General features: G+C 70.2%; 17 protein-coding genes. 11 read left to right on the forward strand and 6 right to left on the reverse strand.

What is annotated here, in order from left to right; translation table 11 throughout:
• Positions 1-76: 76 nt before the first annotated feature.
• On the forward strand, positions 77-1,384 hold the full coding sequence (locus ACSHSS_RS02270) for a DUF72 domain-containing protein (RefSeq protein ID WP_445544520.1): 1,308 nt from the start codon (positions 77-79) through the stop codon (positions 1,382-1,384).
• Positions 1,385-1,420: 36 nt separating this feature from the next.
• On the opposite strand, the gene msrA is transcribed toward ACSHSS_RS02270, so the two are convergent.
• Positions 1,421-1,981 (reverse strand): peptide-methionine (S)-S-oxide reductase MsrA, encoded by a 561-nt coding sequence (gene msrA, locus ACSHSS_RS02275; protein ID WP_006411420.1) that lies wholly within the window; start codon positions 1,979-1,981, stop codon positions 1,421-1,423.
• Between the two features lie 357 nt (positions 1,982-2,338).
• Between msrA and ACSHSS_RS02280 the strand changes: the two genes are divergently transcribed.
• The 3 genes from ACSHSS_RS02280 (at position 2,339) to ACSHSS_RS02290 (ending at position 5,145) form a co-directional block, all read left to right on the forward strand.
• Entirely contained in the window at positions 2,339-3,745 is a 1,407-nt protein-coding gene (locus ACSHSS_RS02280; protein ID WP_006398469.1) for a selenium-binding protein SBP56-related protein, read from the forward strand.
• Positions 3,742-4,419 carry a hypothetical protein gene (locus ACSHSS_RS02285; protein WP_012212824.1) on the forward strand — a complete coding sequence of 226 codons (678 nt, stop codon included), beginning with the start codon at positions 3,742-3,744 and terminating at the stop codon, positions 4,417-4,419. Before ACSHSS_RS02280 ends, ACSHSS_RS02285 begins: the two co-directional genes overlap by 4 nt.
• A 216-nt stretch (positions 4,420-4,635) precedes the next feature.
• Positions 4,636-5,145, forward strand: coding sequence for a flavin reductase family protein (locus ACSHSS_RS02290; protein WP_006398466.1), 510 nt, complete (start codon positions 4,636-4,638; stop codon positions 5,143-5,145).
• Here the strand turns inward: ACSHSS_RS02290 and ACSHSS_RS02295 are convergent.
• Complete coding sequence (locus ACSHSS_RS02295; protein WP_006398465.1) at positions 5,132-5,632, reverse strand: Lrp/AsnC family transcriptional regulator; 501 nt, start codon at positions 5,630-5,632, stop codon at positions 5,132-5,134. The genes ACSHSS_RS02290 and ACSHSS_RS02295 overlap by 14 nt on opposite strands.
• Before the next feature lie 130 nt (positions 5,633-5,762).
• On the opposite strand from ACSHSS_RS02295, the gene kynB reads away from it, so the two are divergent.
• The 3 genes from kynB (at position 5,763) to kynA (ending at position 8,697) form a co-directional block, all read left to right on the forward strand.
• Positions 5,763-6,404 carry an arylformamidase gene (gene kynB, locus ACSHSS_RS02300; protein ID WP_006398464.1) on the forward strand — a complete coding sequence of 214 codons (642 nt, stop codon included), beginning with the start codon at positions 5,763-5,765 and terminating at the stop codon, positions 6,402-6,404.
• 26 nt (positions 6,405-6,430) lie between these two features.
• Positions 6,431-7,684, forward strand: coding sequence for a kynureninase (gene kynU, locus ACSHSS_RS02305; RefSeq protein WP_445544565.1), 1,254 nt, complete (start codon positions 6,431-6,433; stop codon positions 7,682-7,684).
• 80 nt (positions 7,685-7,764) lie between these two features.
• Entirely contained in the window at positions 7,765-8,697 is a 933-nt protein-coding gene (kynA, locus tag ACSHSS_RS02310; RefSeq protein ID WP_006398462.1) for a tryptophan 2,3-dioxygenase, read from the forward strand.
• 85 nt (positions 8,698-8,782) lie between these two features.
• On the opposite strand, the gene ACSHSS_RS02315 is transcribed toward kynA, so the two are convergent.
• The 4 genes from ACSHSS_RS02315 to mdlC all read right to left on the reverse strand — a co-directional run bounded on the left by ACSHSS_RS02315 (position 8,783) and on the right by mdlC (position 14,467).
• A complete protein-coding gene (locus ACSHSS_RS02315; RefSeq protein WP_445544521.1) occupies positions 8,783-10,180 on the reverse strand; it encodes an MFS transporter in 1,398 nt (465 codons plus the stop codon).
• A 249-nt stretch (positions 10,181-10,429) separates the two neighbouring features.
• Entirely contained in the window at positions 10,430-11,362 is a 933-nt protein-coding gene (locus ACSHSS_RS02320; protein WP_445544522.1) for a ketopantoate reductase family protein, read from the reverse strand.
• 13 nt (positions 11,363-11,375) lie between these two features.
• Positions 11,376-12,827 carry an aldehyde dehydrogenase gene (locus ACSHSS_RS02325; protein ID WP_445544523.1) on the reverse strand — a complete coding sequence of 484 codons (1,452 nt, stop codon included), beginning with the start codon at positions 12,825-12,827 and terminating at the stop codon, positions 11,376-11,378.
• 29 nt (positions 12,828-12,856) lie between these two features.
• Complete coding sequence (gene mdlC / locus ACSHSS_RS02330; protein WP_445544524.1) at positions 12,857-14,467, reverse strand: benzoylformate decarboxylase; 1,611 nt, start codon at positions 14,465-14,467, stop codon at positions 12,857-12,859.
• 98 nt (positions 14,468-14,565) lie between these two features.
• On the opposite strand from mdlC, the gene ACSHSS_RS02335 reads away from it, so the two are divergent.
• The 4 genes from ACSHSS_RS02335 (at position 14,566) to ACSHSS_RS02350 (ending at position 20,041) form a co-directional block, all read left to right on the forward strand.
• Positions 14,566-15,477: a LysR family transcriptional regulator gene (locus tag ACSHSS_RS02335; protein ID WP_445544525.1), complete on the forward strand. Its 912-nt coding sequence runs from the start codon at positions 14,566-14,568 to the stop codon at positions 15,475-15,477.
• 511 nt (positions 15,478-15,988) lie between these two features.
• Entirely contained in the window at positions 15,989-17,383 is a 1,395-nt protein-coding gene (gene dalD / locus ACSHSS_RS02340) for a D-arabinitol 4-dehydrogenase (RefSeq protein WP_445544526.1), read from the forward strand.
• A 119-nt stretch (positions 17,384-17,502) separates the two neighbouring features.
• The gene (xylB, locus tag ACSHSS_RS02345) at positions 17,503-18,984 is read left to right on the forward strand and encodes a xylulokinase (protein WP_445544527.1); all 1,482 of its coding nucleotides are present in this window, start codon (positions 17,503-17,505) and stop codon (positions 18,982-18,984) included.
• Positions 18,985-19,087: 103 nt separating this feature from the next.
• Complete coding sequence (locus tag ACSHSS_RS02350; RefSeq protein ID WP_445544528.1) at positions 19,088-20,041, forward strand: sugar-binding transcriptional regulator; 954 nt, start codon at positions 19,088-19,090, stop codon at positions 20,039-20,041.
• Positions 20,042-20,046: the final 5 nt, after the last annotated feature.

The following is a 20,046-nucleotide window of genomic DNA, read 5'->3' on the forward strand; positions in this document are numbered from 1 at the left end:
AGCCATCTCGCCTGCAACTTCGGAAGTTGGTCCATTGATCAGCGTTTCCCTAGGCGGCGCTTCACGCAGGGCATGCATGGGTGACGGCAGCACGCGGCGCAGCAGCACGCCGCAGCGACGGCAGGATGAAGCGCACGACGCGCGCGCCGACGAGCAGTTCGATCTGTTCGGCGCGCTGCCGTCGTCGGACGATGCGCACGCGTCGTCACACGACGCAGCCGATACCGACGACGCACGGGCGCACGCGAGGCGTGCGCCGCGTGCGCCGAAGCCTGCCCGATCGAGCACCGCAGCCGACGCAGGCAGCGCCGCACGCCACGACGAAGCGGCCGCACCGCCGTCTACCGGCATGCTGTGGGACGATCCCGCGCCGCCGCCCGAACCGCGCAAGCGCGCGCGGCGACGCGGCGTGCCGCCTGCACCGGTCACGCCCGAAGTCGCCGCCGCGGCCGCCGCTTTGCCGCCGAACGTGCGGCTCGGCACGTCGTCGTGGTACTTCCCCGGCTGGAACGGCATCGTCTTCGACGGCGATTTCGCGCAGACGAAGCTGTCGCGCGAAGGGCTCGAAGCGTACGGCGCGCATCCGCTGCTGAAAAGCGTGAGCCTCGACCGGTCGTTCTACGCGCCGCTGTCCGTCGCCGACTATCTGCGCTACGCGCAGCAGGTGCCCGAGGATTTCCGCTTCGTCGTGAAGGCGCCCGCGTCGGTCACCGATGCGGTCGTGCGCGGCCATCGCGGCGAGCCGTCCGGACCGAATCCGACCTTCCTCGACGCGTCGCTCGCCACCGACGAGTTCGTGCGTCCGTGCCTCGAAGGACTCGGCAAGAAGGCGGGCGTGCTCGTGTTCCAGTTCTCGCCGCTGCCCGACCGGCTGCTGGCCGAGCCGGCCGCGCTGATCGAGCGGTTGTCGGCGTTCTTCGCGGCGCTGCCGCCGTTGCCGACCGAGGCCGACGGTCCGCGCTACGCGATCGAGATTCGCGACGCGAGCCTGCTCACGCCGCGCTTCATCCGCACGCTCGCCGCGCACGGCGTGCGCTACTGCGTGGGCCTGCACGCGCGGATGCCCGATCCGCTGCGCCAGGCAGCGGCGCTCGCGCTGCTCGACGGCGACGCGCCGGGGCCGCTGATCGTGCGCTGGAGCCTGCACGGCGGCTTCAAGTACGAACAGGCGAAAGCGAAGTACGAACCGTTCGACAAGCTCGTCGACGAAGATCCGGCCACGCGGACCGCGCTCGCCGAACTGGCCGCCCGCTATGCGCTCGCCGGGCAGCCGGTGATCATCACGATCAACAACAAGGCCGAAGGCTCCGCGCCGCTGTCGTGCATCGCGCTCGCGCGCGAGATCGCGGCATCCTGCGCGCGCTGGCGCAGCGAAGCCGCGTAGCGCGAGCGCGCCGCGCGACAGCGAGCGCAACGCCGCTTACGCGCCGCGCTGCGACTTCAGCCGATGCGCGAACTTCTGGCGGAACTTCGCGAGCTTCGGCCCGATCACGACCGCGCAATAGCCCTGCCCCGGATTGCGCGCGTAATAGTTCTGGTGATAGTCCTCGGCCGGCCAGTAGTTGCCGTCGAGCGGCACGACCTCGGTGACGATCGGCTGCCCGAACACCTGCTCGCGCTCGAGCTCGCGGATCACGTCGAGCGCGGTGTCGCGCTGCGCGTCCGAATGCGTGAACACGACCGAGCGGTACTGCGTACCGACGTCGTTGCCCTGCCGGTTCAGCTGCGTCGGATCGTGCGTCGCGAAGAAGATTTCCAGAATCTCGCGATAGCCGATACGCGACGGGTCGAACGTCACGTTGACGACTTCCGCGTGACCCGTGTCGCCGTCGCAGACGTCGCGATAGCCGGGATTGCGCGTATGACCGCCCGCATAACCGGACTGCACGGCCGTCACGCCGTCCACGTCGAGAAACACGGCCTCCGTGCACCAGAAGCACCCGCCTCCGAGCGTCGCCGTTTCAAGCATCTCGTTCGCCATCGAATCCACTCCTGTCAGTGAACGCAACCGGCATGCGCGCCGGCTCGTCCGATCGGTTTCGCCGTTCCGGACCCTTTCCGTCCGCAACGGCCGCTGCGGCAAGTATCGCACTCGCACGCGAAGCCGGCACGCCGCCGCGCGCCCGGCTCGCCGCGCGTTTCTCGACTACACTTAGGCACGCGTCGTCATCGCGCCCGGTGCAGCCATGCAGGCGTGCGCGACGATACGTTCGACGTCTGCCCGAACATCGTTCCGTCTGCGTGCGCAGCAGCCGGCCGCGATCGCGCGATTGCCTGCCGAAGCGCCGAATTGCCGAATTGCCGCGCCGACGCGCGCGCATCACCGAGGGGGCTTCTCATGAACATGCGGCCTGACCCGACGTTTCACGCATCGCCCGAGCTCGCGATGCAGGCACCGCCCGAAGCATTCGCCTATACGTTGTTGCTGAGTCCCGATTTTTCCAGACCCGACGCGCTCGCCGTGATCGACGTGCAGCGCGGCTCGCCGACCTACGGCAAGATCGTGCATACGGTCACGATGCCGAACACCGGCGACGAGTTTCACCACTTCGGCTGGAATGCGTGCTCGTCCGCGCTGTCGCCGCTCACGGGCCATGCGTTTCTCGAGCGCCGCTATCTGATCATCCCGGGCCTGCGTTCGTCGCGCGTCTACGTGATCGACACGAAGCCGCATCCGACGCAGGCGCGCATCCACAAGATCGTCGAGCCCGACGAGATCTTTCGCAAGACCGGCTATTCGCGCCCGCATACCGTGCATTGCGGCCCGGAAGGCATCTACGTCAGCACGCTCGGCGGCGCGGGCAAGGACGGCACCGACGGCGCGCCCGGCATCTTCATCATGGACTGCGAGACGTTCGACGTGCTCGGCCGCTGGGAGATCGATCGCGGGCCGCAGGACAAGCATTACGACTTCTGGTGGAACCTGCCGCGCGACTACATGGTGTCGAGCGAATGGGCGCTGCCGCCGCAGTTCGAGAACGGCATCGTGCCCGACGACCTGCTCGCGAACCGGTACGGGCACCGGCTGCATTTCTGGGATCTGCGCGCGCGGCGCAACGTGCAGACGATCGATCTCGGCGCGCATCATCAGATGGCGCTCGAAGTGCGGCCCGCGCACGATCCGGTGCGCGAATACGGGTTCGTCGGCGTCGTGATCGACACGACCAATCTCGAAGGCTCGATCTGGACGTGGTGGCGCGAAGGCGGCACGTTCCACGCGAAAAAGACCGCGACGATCGCACCCGAGCCGGCCGCGGCCGACGAATTGCCGCCGCTGCTGAAGCCGTTCGGCGCGGTGCCGCCGCTCGTCACCGACATCGATCTGTCGCTCGACGACCGCTTTCTCTACGTGTCGTGCTGGGGCACCGGCGAGATGCGTCAGTACGACGTATCCGATCCGCACCATCCGAGGCTCGCGGGCTCGGTACGGATCGGCGGCATCGCGCGCCGCGCGCCGCATCCGAACGGCCGCCCGTTCGCGGGCGGCCCGCAGATGGTCGAGATCAGCCGCGACGGCCGGCGCGTGTACTGGACCAACTCGCTCTACTCGACGTGGGACGACCAGTTCTATCCGGACGGCGTGCCGGCCGCGCAGGTGCTCGCCCACGCAGGCCCGGACGGCGGGCTGACGCTGGCCGACGACTTCTGGGTCGAATTCCCCGACGGCTATCGCGCGCATCAGATCCGGCTCGAAGGCGGCGACTGCTCGACCGACTCGTTCTGCTATCCGTCGGTCGGACGTTGAGCGGCGCGCTCGATCCGCACGCCGCGCCCCAGCTCGCGCTGTGGGCGGCCGTCGCTGCAAGCGGCGTCTATCACGGGCTCAATCCCGCGATGGGCTGGCCGCTCGCCGTCTCGAATGCGCTGATGGCGCGTCGCGCCGGCGCGCTCGTCGCGGCGCTCGGCTACCTCGCACTGGGGCATGCGCTCGCCGTCTTCGCGGTGATGCTGCCGTTCGGACTGCTTGCCGCGCTGCTCGCCTGGCAGGCGACGATCCGCATCGGCGCGAGCGCCGTCGTGATCGGCTTCGGCATCGCGCTGCTGATGCGGCGGCGCCACCCGCGAGCGCTCGCGCGGATCGCGCCGGCGCGGCTCGGCTTATGGTCGTTCGCCATCGCGATCGCGCATGGCGCCGGGCTGATGCTCGTGCCGATCTACCTCGGACTCTGCGGGCTCGATGACGATCCCGGTCATCGAGCGGCCGCCGCGCTCGCGGCGCTGCACGTCGGGATGGCGCTCACGGTGGCGGCAGTCCACGCGGCCGCGATGATCGCCACCGGCGGCGCGCTCGCGTGGCTCGTGTACCGCTACGTCGGGCTCGCGTTCGTGTCGAAGAGCTGGTTCAATCTCGACGCGGTATGGGCGTCGAGCCTGATCGTGATCGGCGCGCTGTCGCTCGGGTTTGCGGCGACGCAGTAAGGCGACGGCGGCCCGCGCCGCGCGCCCGCTTGCTGTGTTCGCTACGTCACGCTCGCGCCGCGACGCACGGCCGGACGCGGCCCGCCGGTCGCGATTCCGCTAAAATCGCGGCATGCGCACCACTTCCCATGCCACCGCCTCGCCGCCTTTCGTCCGTCGCGCCCGCCGCCGTTGCCGCGCGACGCATCCGTCCGCTTCGTCCGGAAGGGTGGCGCGATGAGCCGGGCCAATCCGCCGGACTTCGATTCGGCCGCCTTCCGCCAGGCGCTCGGCCAGTTCGCGACCGGCGTGACCGTCATCACGACGCGCGCGCCGTCCGGCCAGCTGATCGGCATCACCGCAAGCTCGTTCAATTCGGTGTCGCTCGACCCGCCGCTCGTGTTGTGGAGCCTCGCGCACAAATCGGCATCGATGCCGGTGTTCCGCAACAACAGCCATTACGTCGTGAACGTGCTCGCGGCCGCGCAGCTCGACCTATGCATGCGCTTTTCGAGCTACAAGGGCGACCGCTTCGAAGGCATCGCGCACGCGGCCGGCAACTCCGGCATGCCCGTGCTCGACGGTGCGCTCGCCTGGTTCGAATGCCACAACCGCAGCCGCTATGACGAAGGCGACCACGTGATCTTCGTCGGCGAAGTCGAACGCTGCGGCGTACGCACGCCGCAAAACGCGACACCGCCGCTCGTGTTCCACGGCGGCGGCTTCCACGGTCTCACACCGCTCTGATCGGGCCGGTGCGCGCGAGCCCGACCGGCGCACCCGCTTCATCCTTCAGCGTCTGCAGCACGATGTTCGAACGGATGTCCATCACGCCCGGCGCCTTGTAGAGCCGGTTCAGCACGAAATCGGAATAGTGCTTCAGGTTGTGCGCGAGCACGCGCAGCAGATAGTGGCTCTCGCCCGTCACGACGAACGCGCCGACCACCTCCGGCCATTCGCGCAACGCCTCCGCGAACCGTTCGTGCCACTGGTTCTCCTCGTTGCGCATCGACACCTGCACGAACGCCTCGAGCTCGAAGCCGAGCTTCTCGCGGCTCAGGCACGCGCGGTAGCGCTCGATGACGCCCTGCTCCTCGAGCAGCCGCATCCGTCGCAGGCACGCGGACGGCGACAGCGAAATCCGTTCCGCGAGATCGAGATTGCTGATTCTGCCCTCTTCCTGCAGCACGGCCAGGATCCGGCAGTCGGTAGCGTCCAGCGTGATCGCGTGCATTTTTGGTCCCCCTTTTCCCTCTGATTCGAATTATCTGCCGATCGGGCGGATTGTCCATGTTTATTTCGCAAGCACTTTCTGCAAGCGTCCGCCTATCATTCGAAGGATCGATTCATCGCTTCGTCATGCCATGGACATACTCTGGGACATCTCCCCGCCCATCAGTGCCGCCACGCCCGTGTGGCCGGGCGACACGCCGGTGTCGGTCGAGCGCGTCTGGCGGATCGAGGCCGGCTCGCCGGTCAACGTCGCGCGGCTGACGCTGTCGCCGCATACCGGCGCGCACTGCGACGCGCCGCTGCACTACGATGCCGACGGCGCGGCGATCGGCGCCGTGCCGCTCGACACCTATGTCGGCCCGTGCCGCGTGATCCACTGCATCGGCGCGTCGCCGCTCGTGCGGCCGGCCGATGTCGCGGCCGCGCTCGACGGCGTACCGCCGCGCGTGCTGCTGCGCACGTACGCGAATGCGCCGACCGCGCACTGGGACAGCGCGTTCTGCGCAGTCGCACCGGACACCGTCGATCTGCTTGCCGCGCACGGCGTGAAGCTGATCGGCATCGACACGCCGTCGCTCGATCCGCAGGAATCGAAGACGATGGACGCACACCACCGCGTGCGTGCGCACCGGATGGCGATCCTCGAAGGCATCGTGCTCGACGAGGTGCCGCCCGGCGACTATGAACTGATCGCCCTGCCGCTCAAATTCGCGACGCTCGACGCAAGCCCCGTGCGCGCCGTCCTGCGCGCGCTGCCCGCGCGCGCCGCCTGATTCTTTCGACCGACGAACCCACCATGATGATCAAGACCCGTGAAGATGCGCTCGCGCTCGATCGCGACGATCCGCTTGCCCCGTTGCGCACCCAGTTCGCGCTGCCCGACGGCGTGATCTACCTCGACGGCAACTCGCTCGGCGCGCAGCCTCGCGCGTCGGCCGCGCGTGCGCAACAGGTGATCGGCGCCGAATGGGGCGAAGGCCTGATCCGCAGCTGGAACACCGCAGGCTGGTTCGCGCTGCCGCGCCGCCTCGGCGACAAGCTCGCGACGCTGATCGGCGGCGCGCCCGGCGAAACGGTCGTGACCGACACGATTTCGATCAACCTGTTCAAGCTGCTGTCGGCGATGCTGCGCCATCAGGCCGAACGCGCGCCCGAGCGCCGCGTGATCGTGTCGGAGCGCTCGAACTTCCCGACCGACCTCTATATCGCGCAGGGGCTCATCGAGCAGCTCGGCGGCGACTACGAACTGCGCCTGATCGACGATCCCGCCGAGCTGCCCGACGCGCTCGGCCCGGACACCGCCGTCGCGATGATCACGCACGTGAACTACCGCACCGGCTACATGCACGACATGGCCGCCGTCACGCAGCTCGCGCACGATGCGGGCGCGCTGATGCTCTGGGATCTCGCGCACTCGGCCGGCGCAGTGCCGGTCGACCTGAACGGCGCGCATGCGGACGGCGCGGTCGGCTGCACGTACAAATATCTGAACGGCGGCCCCGGCTCGCCGGCGTTCGTGTGGGTGCCGCAGCGCCACCACGCGCATTTCTCGCAGCCGCTGTCCGGCTGGTGGGGCCATCGCGCGCCGTTCGCGATGCAGCCCGGCTTCGCGCCCGACGCCGGCATCGCGCGTTTCCTGTGCGGCACGCAGCCGATCGTGTCGATGTCGATGGTCGAATGCGGGCTCGACGTGTTCCTGCAGACCGACATGCACGCGATCCGCCGCAAGTCGCTCGCGCTGACCGACGCGTTCATCGCGCTCGTCGAGGCGCGCTGCGCGGGCCGCTCGCTGAAGCTCATCACGCCGCGCGCACACCATCAGCGCGGTTCGCAGGCGAGCTTCGAGCATCCGCACGGCTATGAAGTGATGCAGGCGCTGATCGCGCGCGGCGTGATCGGCGACTACCGCGAGCCGTACGTGCTGCGCTTCGGCTTTACGCCGCTCTATACGCGCTTCGTCGACGTGTGGGATGCCGTCGAAACGCTGCGCGAGATTCTGGACACCGACGCGTGGAAGGCGCCCGAGTACGCCGAGCGCGGCGCGGTGACCTGATCGCCGGCCGCCGCGGCGCGCGAGCAGCGCGCGCCGCGCCCCGTCATTCAATCCTGGAGACAGTCGTGAATTCTGGTCATATGCAGCCGCCCGGCAACGATGCGCCGGCGGGCTGCCCGTTCTCGGGCGCACGCGCGCAAGGTACGCAAGCCGCGCACGAAGCGCCGCACGTGCCGGGCGACGCCGGCGAGCAAGCCGGCTGGCACAACGCGCAGCTCGATTTCTCGAAGTCGATGAGCTACGGCGACTACCTGTCGCTGAATGCGATCCTGAATGCGCAGCACCCGCTGTCGCCCGATCACAACGAGATGCTGTTCATCATCCAGCATCAGACGAGCGAGCTGTGGATGAAGCTCGCGCTGTTCGAACTGCGCGGCGCGCTCGATGCGGTGCGCAGCGATGCGCTGCCGCCCGCGTTCAAGATGCTCGCACGCGTCTCGCGGATCCTCGAGCAGCTCGTGCAGGCGTGGAACGTGCTGTCGACGATGACGCCGTCCGAATATTCGGCGATGCGGCCGTATCTCGGCCAGTCGTCGGGCTTCCAGTCGTACCAGTACCGGCAGCTCGAATTCCTGCTCGGCAACAAGAACGCGCAGATGCTGCAGCCGCACGCGCACCGCCCCGACATCCTCGAACAGGTGCGCGCGACACTCGACGCGCCGTCGTTCTACGACGAGGTCGTGCGTCTGCTCGCGCGGCGCGGGTTCCCGATCGCGCCGTCGCGGCTCGACCGCGACTGGCGACAGCCGACGCAGCACGACGAAACCGTCGAGGCCGCGTGGCTCGAGGTGTACCGGCATCCGCAGCAGCACTGGGAGCTGTACGAGATGGCCGAGGAACTCGTCGATCTCGAGGACGCGTTCCGCCAGTGGCGCTTCCGGCACGTGACGACGGTCGAGCGCATCATCGGCTTCAAGCAGGGCACCGGCGGCACGAGCGGCGCGCCGTATCTGCGCAAGATGCTCGACGTCGTGCTGTTCCCCGAGCTCTGGCACGTGCGCACGACGCTGTAACGCGTCAAGCGCGCGCCGCCCGGCGGCACCCTGCGGCATCGGGCAAGCAGCGCGAATGCGTAGTGCGCATGCGCGCTGCGCGCCGTCACGACGACGTGCGGACCATCTCCTCGCGCTCGCGCGGCTGCGCCGGCTCGCGCGACAGCTTAGGGATATGCCGCCGCACGACCAGCAGCGCGACGCAGACGATGCCCATCGCGGCCGCCAGCATCGTCAGATACGCGGTCGCGCCGCCCGTCGTGATCACGAACGCACCGGCGAACGCGCTGAGGATCGCACCGAGCCGGCCGAACGCGAGCGCGCTCGCGGTGCCGGTCGCGCGCACCGCCGTCGGATAGATGTACGCGCACAGCGCATACATCGTCGACTGCACCGCGTTGACGAACAGGCCGTGCGCGCCGAGCCCGACGATCAGCCAGCGCGTATGGCTGCCCGCATCGACACTCATCAGCCACAGCGCGCTCGCCGCGCCGCCGACGCTGCACAGCACGAGCGGCCAGCGCGAACCGACACGTGAGATCGTCCATGCGCACAGCAGCGCGCCGATCACGCCGCCGAGGTTGTATGCGGTGAGCCCCGCGCCTGCGACCGACACGCTGAGCCCGCTCGCGGCGAGCATCGTCGGCAGCCAGCTGAAGGCCGCATACACGGCGAGCAGACACATGAAGAACGCGCACCACAGCGCGATCGTGTCGCGCGCCTGGCCGCCCGCGAACAGCGAGCGGAACCCGCCGCTGCCGCCCTGCGCCTGCGCGTCCTTCAGATCGGTGAACACTGTGCCCGGCGCGACCGGACGCTTCATGCGCGCCAGCAGCGCGCCGAGCTCGGCCCAGCGTGCGGGACGCCGCGCGAGGTAGCGCGGCGATTCGGGCAACGCCGCCGCCAGCACGAAGCCGAGCACGAGCGGCAGCGCGCCGCCTGCGAAGAACAGCGTGCGCCACCCGTAGCGCGGCAGCACCTCGTGCGCGAACAGGCCGGCGAGCATGCCGCCGAGCGGCACGCAGACGATCGTCGCGGTGACCATCATCGTGCGGCGCCGCGCGGGCGTGTATTCGGCGGTCATCGTGGTCGCGGTCGGCAATGCGCCGCCGATGCCGAGACCGGCGACGAAGCGCAGCGCGGCGATCGTCTCGACGTTGTGCGCGAGTCCGATCGCGCAGGTCGCCGCGCCGAACAGGAACACGCTGCCCAGCACCGCGCCGCGCCGGCCGAAACGGTCGGCGACGAGCCCCGCGCAGGCGCTGCCGATCCCCATCCCGATCAGCCCGGCCGCGACGGCCGGCGCGAAGGCGCCGCGCGTGATGCCCCATTCCTTGATCAGCACCGGAATCGCGAAGCCGATCAGCTGGCCGTCGAAGCCGTCGAGCACGATCGAGAGCGCGGCCAGCAGCACCACGCATTTCTGCATCGCCGTAAATGGACCGTCGTCGAGCGTCGCGCCGATGTCGACGGCGGGCGCGGTGGCGTCGTCGCGCGTGCTCATGCGTGCCTCCATCCCGCGCGCGGCGCAACCGTGCGCAGGCCATGCGCGGCGAAACTGCGGCAATCGAGTGCTTTCATCCTGTCTCCCTCCGATGCTTCCGGTCGGCCCGCGCCGGCGCTGCGGCGCCGATGCGGACCCTGTGCCTGGCACGCCAGCCTCGTGCCAGGCGCGATGACGATCCGGCGCCGTGGCCATGCCCGGCGCTCTTGTGTCTCGTCGCGCGGCGCAAGCCGGCCGCCGGCATGACGCTCAGCCTGCTTGCGCGTCGATCACGCGCACCAGGCTCAGCATCGTTTCGGTATGCGGGACCGCCAGCCCGACCTCGCGCGCGGCGGCGACCACCTTGCCGCCGATCGCGTCGATCTCGGTGCGGCGGCCCGCGAGTACGTCCTGCAGCATCGACGGGCGATGGCCGCGATGTTCGCGGATCGCATGCTCGACGTTGCGTGCGATGCGCGCCGCGTCGACCGCGATGCCCTTCGCCCGCGCGACGGCGGCCGTCTCGGCGACGATCGCCTGCGCGAGGCGCGGCCCGTCGTGATGTTCGCCGAGCTGGTCGACGGTGCAGCGCGTCACTGCGCAGAGCGTGTTGTGCGCCGCGTTGAACGCGACTTTCTCCCAGATCGCGGCCCACACGTCCGCATCGAGCGTGCAGGCGAGCCCCGCGCGCGATAGCGCGTCGGCCACCGCCGCCGCGAACGGGCTCGCCGCGCCGTCGGCCGTCATCATGCGGATCGTGCCCGCGCCGTGCGAGAGCACGTGCGCAGGCCCGGCCAGATCGGCCGGCCAGGTCGTGACGCCGACGAGGATCCGCTCGAGCGGCACGAACGCGTTGAGCGTCTCGACATTGCCGAGCCCGTTCTGCAGCGTCAGCACATGCGTGTGCGGCGTCAGCAGTGCGCGCACGCCGTCGAGTGCGACGCGCGTATGCAGCGACTTCGTGAAGACGATCAGCAGATCGAACGGTGTGTCGGCCGACGCATTCGCGGCCTCGGGCCGCAGCGCCTGCAACGTCGTGATGCGGCGCTCGCCGCGGTCGTCGTCGATGCGCAGCCCGTCGCGACGAATCGCGTCGAGGTGCGCGTCGTTGACGTCGATCAGCGTGACGTCCTCGCCGCTTTCCGCAAGCAGTCCGCCGAACAGCGAGCCCATCGCGCCCGCGCCCAGAATCGCGATTCTCATGGTTGGCGGCCTCTCAGAACGGATAGTGACGCGGCGCGGTCTGCACGGTGATCCAGCGCAGGTCCGTGAACGCCGCGATGCCGGCCTTGCCGCCGAAATGGCCGAAGCCGCTGTCCTTCACGCCGCCGAACGGCATCTGCGCCTCGTCGTGCACGGTCGGGCCGTTCACGTGACAGATGCCCGACTCGATGCGCGCGGCGACGCGCAACGCGCGCGCGACGTCGCGGCTGAACACGGCCGACGACAGGCCGAGCGCGTTGTCGTTCGCGCAGCGGATCGCGGCCACCTCGCCGTCGACGCGGACGATGCCCTTGACCGGGCCGAACGATTCCTCCGCATAGATGCGCATCGCGGGCGTCACGTGATCGAGCAGCGTCGCCGGGAACAGCGTGCTGTCGGCCTTGCCGCCGCACAGCAGCGTCGCGCCGTGCGCGAGCGCATCGTCGATCAGCGCGTTGCAGCGTTCGACGGCCTTCGCATCGATCAGCGAGCCGAGCACGACCGGCCCGTTGCGCGGATCGCCGAGCGGCAGCGACGCGGCCTTGTCGGCCAGCTTCGCGGCAAATGCATCGGCGATCGACGCATCGACGACGATCCGCTCGGTCGACATGCAGATCTGCCCGGAATTCGCGAACGCGCCGAACGCGGCGGCCGCGACGGCAGCATCGAGGTCGGCGTCGTCGAGCACGACGAGCGGCGCCTTGCCGCCGAGTTCGAGCACCGACGGCTTCAGATGGCGCGCGCACGCTTCGGCCACGATCCGGCCGACGCGCGTCGACCCCGTGAAATTCACGCGGCGCACGGCCGGATGCGCGATCAGCGCGTCGACGACGGCGCCCGCATCGTCGGGCGCGTTCGTCACGAAGTTGACGACGCCCGGCGGCAGCCCCGCGTCCTGCAGCGCCTCGACGATCAGCCCGTGCGTGAGCGGGCACAGCTCCGAGCCCTTCAGCACGACCGTGTTGCCGCACGCGAGCGGCAGCGCGAGCGCGCGCGTGCCGAGGATCACGGGCGCATTCCACGGCGCGATGCCGAGCACGACGCCGGCCGGCTGGCGCACGCCCATCGCGAGCGAGCCCGGCACGTCGGACGGGATCAGCTCGCCGCCGACCTGGGTGGTGAGCGACGCGGCCTCGACGAGCCCGCTCGCCGCGAGCTGCACGTTGAATTCCGCCCACAACGCCGACGCGCCCGTCTCCGCGGCCATCGCCGCGACGAACTGCGCACGCTTCGCGTCGAGTGCGTCGGCCGCCTTCAGCAGCAGCGCACGCCGCGTGCCGGGGCCGAGCGCGGCCCATTCTGGAAATGCACGGCCGGCCGCCTCGGCCGCCGCGCGCGCATCGTCGACGGTGCACGCGGGCGCTTCGGACGCGATCGCGCCGTCGAGCGGATTGCGGCGCACGAAGCTCGCGCCATCGGACGATTGGCGGCGTTCGCCGCCGATCAGCATCGATACGGTTTGCATGGTTTCTCCGGAAGGACGCGCGGCGCGCATCAGGCGATGTCCACGTCGACGAGGACCGGCGCGGTCGCACGCAGCGCGTCGGCCAGCGTGTCGCGCAGGCGCGCGGGATCGTCGACGCGCACGCCGCGGCAGCCGAACGCGGCCGCGAGCGCGACGAAATCGAGATCGGGCAGATCGGTGCCCTGCACGGGATCGTCGGGCCCGAAGCCGAAGACCGGCGCGAAATCCTGCAGCGCCGCGTAGCGGCGGTTGTTCAGGATCACGAACGTGATCGGCAGCCTGAGCTGCGCGGCGCTCCACAGCGCCTGGATCGAATACAGGCTCGAGCCGTCGCCGATCAGCCCGATCACGCGCCGCCCCGGCTGCGCCAGTGCGACGCCGACGGCGGCCGGCATCCCGTAGCCGAGCCCGCCGCTGTCCATCGTATAGAACGTGCCGCTCTGCGTGAACGGCAGGTGCGCCTGCATGATCGGCCGCGCACTCGGCGCTTCCTCGACGACGATGTCGTGCGCATCGCGCAGGTCGGCGAGCGTCTGCAGTACGAACGCGGCCGACATGCGCTCGCCGGCGGCCGGCGGTGCGACACGCTCGCGCGGTGCGCGCGCGGCCGGCATCGGCCGCTCGGCGGGCGCGGGCCGCGCGAGCAGATCGCGCGCCGCGAGCTTCAGATTGCCGACGACCGCGTCGCCCTGCGGCGTCCACGCGGCCGTGCCCGGATCGTCGACGAGCTGCACGAGCGTCGCGCCGGGCGGCACATGCGGGCCGAAACCCTCGATGTGGTACGTGAATGCGGGCGCGCCGAACGCGAACACGAGATCGTGCCCGTCGAGCCGCGCGACGATCTTCTCGCGAATCGCGGGCAGGAAGCCGGCGAACAGCGGATGGTCTTCGGGAAAGCTGCAGCGCCCCGACATCGGCGCGACGTAGACGCGTGCTCGATGCCGCTCGGCGAGCCGCACGGCCTCGTCCCACGCGCCCGCACGATCGAGCGCCGCGCCGACGACGAACGCGGGACGCTGCGCGGCATCGAGCGCGTCGCCGAGCCGCGCGAGCGCGTCGGGGTCGGGCCGCACGACCTGGCTCACCTCGCGCGCCGGCAGCAGTTCGGCCGGCTGATCCCAGTCGTCGACCGGGATCGACACGAACACGGGCCCGCGCGGCTCCTGCATCGCGATCCGGTACGCGCGCGCGATCGCGGCCGGCACGTCCTGCGCGCGCGCCGGCTCGATGCTCCATTTCACGTACGGCTTGGGCAGCTCGATGGCCTGCGCGGCGCCGAGGAACGGCTCGAACGGCAGGATCGCGCGCGCCTGCTGGCCGGCGGTAACGATCAACGGCGTGCGGTTCTTGTACGCGGTGAAGAGGTTGCCCATCGCGTTGCCGACGCCGGCCGCCGAATGGAGGTTGACGACCGCCGCATTGCCGGACGCCTGCGCGTAACCGTCGGCCATGCCGACGACGACGGCCTCCTGCAGCCCGAGCACATAGCGGAAATCGTCCGGGAAATCGCGGAACATCGGCAGCTCGGTCGAGCCGGGATTGCCGAATACGCGGTCGATGCCGAACTGGCGGAACAGATGGACCACGGCGTCGCGAACAGTGGTCGCGGGCGTGGCGGCGGCGTGCGGTTGACCGGACATGCGCGGCGTCTCCTCGAGAACGGATGGATCCCCACAGTATCGAAGTGCAGGCCATTCTCGGATACTGTATTTTTGGCGAAAACCCATACCGTTTGCGCATGACTTTCGATCTCCGCCAGCTTCGCGCCTTCACCACAATCGTCGCGTGCGGCAGCCTCGGCCGCGCGGCCGAGGCGCTGCACGTCACGCAGCCCGCGCTGTCGCGCATCCTGAAGCGTCTCGAGGAGCAGGTCGGCGCGCCACTGTTCGAGCGCCACTCGAAAGGCGTGCAGCTCACCGCGTTCGGCGAAGCGCTGCTGCCGCATGCGACGCTGCTGCAGCACGAGGCCGAGCACGCGCGCGAAGAGCTCGACGCGATGCGCGGCCTCGCGAAGGGCACGATCAAGGTCGGCGCGGTCGGCAGCATCGTGAGCCTCGTGTTGCCGATCGCGATCGGCCGCGTGCTCGATCGCTGGCCGAACCTGCGCGTCGAGATTCTCGAAGGTGTATGGGACCGGCTCGCCGAAGGGCTCTGCAAGCACGAGATCGATCTCGCGCTGTCGGCGCAGGCGCCCGACACCGAGGAGATCGTCGCGATTCCCGAATGCCGGTGGACCGATCGCAGCCATATCGTTGCCGCGCCGCACCATCCGCTGCGCGCGCTCGGCCGGCCGCCGACGCTCGCCGACACGCTCGACGCGCGCTGGGCGCTGCCGCCGCGCGGCACCGCGCCGTTCGACCAGGTACGCGCCACCTTCGATTCGCATGGGCTGCCGCTGCCCGACATCGCGGTCGAGACGCGTTCGGTCACGACGCTGAAGAGCCTCGTCGCGCATGCGGGCTTCCTCTCGTGGATGCCGGAGCCGATGTTCGGTGCCGAGCAGCGCGCGGGCACGATCGACGCGCTGCCGGTGCGCGAGGTGCTCGCGCGGCGCATGCTGACCGCGTTCCGGCGCCGTCACGGGATCCTGCCGGGGCCGGCGGCCAAACTGCTCGAGGAACTCGTCGCGCTGACGCGCGAAGGCGGCTGATCCGACCCATCGCGCGACGCCGGACGCCTCCGGTGCGGCGCACCATCGAAATGCCGGGTTGACGCCTTGACTTTCATTCGGCCGAATACGATCATTCGCTCACGCAACGAGCAAATGATCGTGTCGACGTAACGCGTCGCCATGAGACCCCGAGCCAACGCCGAACGCGGCGGCGTGCGCGCCGACGCGCGGACTGCGGCCGACTCGTAAAGCACGACGCCCTGGGGAAGCACTGACGCGCCAGCCGAGGCCGATCGCAAAGCATGAGGTCCGGCAAGCGCTGAAGCGCTAACCGAGGCCGACCGCGAAGCATGGGGCCCCGGCAAGCGCTGAAGCACCAACCGGAGCCGACCGCGAAGCATGGAGCCCCGGCAAGCGCTGAAGCGCCAACCGGAGCCGACCGCGAAGCATGGGGCCCCGGCAAGCGCTGAAGCGCCAACCGGAGCCGACCGCAAAGCATGGAGCCCTGGTAAGCACTGAAGCGCTAACCGGGACCGACAGGAGACACCGGATGACCGAATCGCCCTCCGCCCGCACGCCCGTGCTGCTGCACATCGGCGCGGGCTCGTTTCACCGCGCACATCAGGCGTGGTATCTGCATCGCGTCAACGAAGCCGTGCCGGCCGACCAGCGCTGGTCGCTCGTCGTCGCCAACATCCGCGACGACATGCGCGCCACCATGGACGCACTCGCCGCTCAGCACGGCGTCTACACGCTCGAGACCGTCACGCCGCAAGGCGAGCGCGAATACGAAACGATCCGCGCGATCGCGCGCGTGCTGCCGTGGTCGATCGATCTCGCCGCGCTGATCGACGCCGGCGCCGATCCGGCCTGCCGGATCGTGTCGTTCACCGTCACCGAAGGCGGCTACTACCTCGACGAACACAACCGGCTCGACGTCGCGAACGCCGATCTCGCGGCCGACCTGCAGGGCGCGCGCACGACGCTCTACGGCGCGCTCGCCGCGCTGCTGGCCGAACGCATGCGGCGCGGCGCGGGCGCGCTCACGCTGCAGAGCTGCGACAACCTGCGCAGCAACGGCGCGCGCTTTCGCGCGGGCATGCGCGAGTTTCTCGAACGCCGCGGGCAGACCGACGTGCTCGCGTGGTTCGATGCGAACGTCGCGTGTCCGAGCGCGATGGTCGACCGCATCACGCCGCGTCCGACCGCCGACGTGCGCGAACGCGTGCGCGCGGCCACCGGCATCGACGACGCATGCCCGGTGATGGGCGAATCGTTCATCCAGTGGGTGATCGAGGACCGCTTCGCGGCCGGCCGCCCGCGCTGGGAGCTGGCGGGCGCCGAACTCGTCGACGACGTGCATCCGTACGAGGAAGCGAAGATCCGCATTCTCAACGCGACGCACAGCTGCATCGCATGGGCCGGCACGCTCGCAGGCCACACGTACATCCACGAAGGCACGCACGACGCGTCAATCCGCCGCTTCGCGCACGACTACGTGACGCAGGACGTGATCCCGTGCCTCACGCCGAGCCCGCTCGATCTCGCGCGCTACCGCGACGTCGTGCTCGAGCGCTTCGGCAACCCGTACGTGCTGGACACGAACCAGCGCGTCGCGGCCGACGGCTTCTCGAAGATTCCCGGCTTCATCGCGCCCACGCTCGCCGAATCGTTCGCGCGCAGCGCAACGCCGGTCGCGACGGCCGTGCTGCCCGCGCTGTTCCTGCGCTTTCTCGAACGCTGGGCGCGCGGCGCGCTGCCGTACACATACCAGGACGGCGTGATGGACGACGGCGCCGCACGCGCGATCGTCGGCGCCCCCGATCCGGTCGCCGCGCTCGCCGCGAGCCGCGCGCTGTGGGGCTCGATGGCCGGCAGCGCAGCGCTGACCGATGCGCTGCGCGCGGGTCTCGCGCGCGTCGACGCATGGCTCGCCGCGCGCTGATGCGCGAGCGCGCGTGCGCCGGCCGGCCGCGGCGCGCGATGCGGGCGAACCGCCGTTGGCATGCGGCCGGCCGCGGGGCTAAAGTAGCGGCTCCTGACTGACGGAACGGATCGCTATCTATGTATCTCGGCATCGACCTCGGCACTTCGGAAGTGAAAGTGCTGCTGCTGGCCCCGGACGGCTCGGTCGTCGGCACGGCCGGCACGCCGTTCACCGTATCGCGGCCGCATCCGCGCTGGGCCGAGCAGCATCCGGAAGACTGGTGGCAAGGCACGCTCGCGGCGCTCGCGACGCTGCGCGAACGGCATCCGGACGCATTCGCGCAAGTGCGCGGCATCGGCCTGTCCGGCCAGATGCACGGCGCGGTGCTGCTCGGACGCGACGATCGCGTGCTGCGTCCGGCGATCCTCTGGAACGACATGCGCAGCGCCGACGAATGCGCGCTGCTCACCGGGCGCGCCCCCGATCTGCATGCGCTCGCCGGCAATCTCGCGATGCCGGGATTCACCGCGCCGAAGCTGCTCTGGGTCGCGAAGCACGAACCGCAGGTGTTCGCGGCGACGGCATGCGTGCTGATGCCGAAGGACTACCTGCGATTCCGGCTGACCGGCGCGAAGGTGTCCGATCCGTCCGACGCGGCCGGCACGCTGTGGCTCGACGTCGCGCGCCGCGACTGGTCCGACGCGCTGCTCGCCGCGTGCGACATGACGCGCGACCAGATGCCGCGCATCGTCGAAGGCAATGCGCCGTCCGGCACGCTGCGCGCGGACGTCGCGCGCACGCTCGGGCTGTCCGAGGCGGTCGTCGTCGCGGGCGGCGGCGGCGACAACGCGACGAGCGCGCTCGGCATCGGCGCGATCCATGCGGGCGACGGCTTCGTGTCGCTCGGCACGTCGGGCGTGCTGAGCGTCGTCGGCGATCGCTTCATGCCGAACCCCGCCTCGGCCGTGCACGCGTTCTGCCATGCGATCCCCGATCGCTGGCAACTGATGAGCGTCGTGCTGTCGGCCGCGAGCTGCCTGCGCTGGGTCTGCAAGCTGACCGGCACCGACGAGCCCACGCTGCTCGCCGAAGTCGAAGCGCTCGACGCGGGCGCGCTCGCGACCGCGCCGCTGTTCCTGCCGTACCTGTCCGGCGAGCGCACGCCGCACAACGATCCGTATGCGCAAGGCGTGTTCTTCGGGATGACGCATGCGACCGAGCGCGCGCATCTCGGCTATGCGGTGCTCGAAGGCGTGACGCTCGGCCTCGCGGACGGCCTCGACGCGCTGCATGCGGCCGGCGTCGAAACCGATCGGCTGTCGCTGATCGGCGGCGGCGCGCGCAGCGCGTTCTGGGCGCAACTGATCGCCGATGCGCTCAACGTCCGCACGCGCCGGCACGGCGGCGGCGAGACGGGCGCCGCGCTCGGCGCCGCACGGCTCGGCTGGCTCGCGGTCGGCGCCGATCCCGAGGCCGTGCTGACCAAGCCGCCGGTGCGCGCCGACTACACGCCGAACGCCGCGCGTCACGCGCTGCTGCGCGAGCGCCTCGATGCGTTTCGCGCACTGTACCGTCACGTGCGTCCGCTTTACGAACCGTCGCGCACGCGTCTCGCGTGAGCGCCCGCTGCCGCGCGGGTGCCGAACGGCGGCCCGCGCCGCATGCGGTACAGTGGATCCCGTTGCGCCGCACCGCCGGCCCGTTCCGAACCGAATCGCTATCGTGTCCAAGTCTTCAGAAAAACTCGATCTCGCCACGCGCGCCGCGTGGCTCTATTACGTCGCGGGCGACACGCAGAACGAAATCGCCGAGAAGCTGCAGGTGTCGCGCCCGGTCGCGCAGCGCCTCGTCGCCTTCGCGATCGAGAAGAACCTGATTCGCGTGCGCGTCGATCACCGACTGGCCGACTGCCTCGATCTCGGTGCGCAGTTGTCGAAGCGCTACGGGCTCTCGATGTGCGAAGTCGTGCCGGTCGATGCGGACGCGCCCGATGCGATCGACCGCAAGCTTGCGGTCGCCGGTGCGCAGGTCATGGAACGCTATCTGAACGAGACGCGGCCGATGGTGATCGCGGTCAGCAGCGGCCGGACGCTGAAGGCCGCGGTCGCGCAGATCGCGCAGCTCGACCGCCCGCAGCACCGGCTCGTGTCGATGGTCGGCGCGATCGCGGCCGACGGCTCGTCGAACCGCTACGACGTCGCGCAGTACATCTCCGAGAAGACGGGCGGCAAGCACTTCCTGCTGCCCGCCCCGCTGTTCGCCGACAGCGACGCCGAGCGCGCGCAGTGGTGCAATCACCGGCTCTACCGGATCGTCGATGCGCTGTCCGCGGAAGCCGACGTCGCGTTCGTCGGCGTCGGCAACATCGGCCCGCACTGCCCGCTGTACGAAGACGGCTTCATCACCGAGCAGGAACGCGACGAGATGATCGCGCGCGGCGCGGTCGCCGAACTGCTCGGCGTACCGATCGATGCTCAAGGCCGGCTCGTCGACGTGTCGACGAGCGCGCGCGTGACGAGCGTGCCGCTCGAGACGCCGCCCAAGCGCCCGACGATCGCGTTCGCGGGCGGCCCGAAAAAGCGCGACGCGGTGATCGCCGCGCTGCGCGGGGGCTGGGTGTCGGGGCTCGTGACGGACGAGACCTGCGCGCGCGCGGCGCTCGACGCGACGCTCTGACGCCG

It is taken from the genome of Burkholderia sp. BC1, assembly GCF_052683555.1.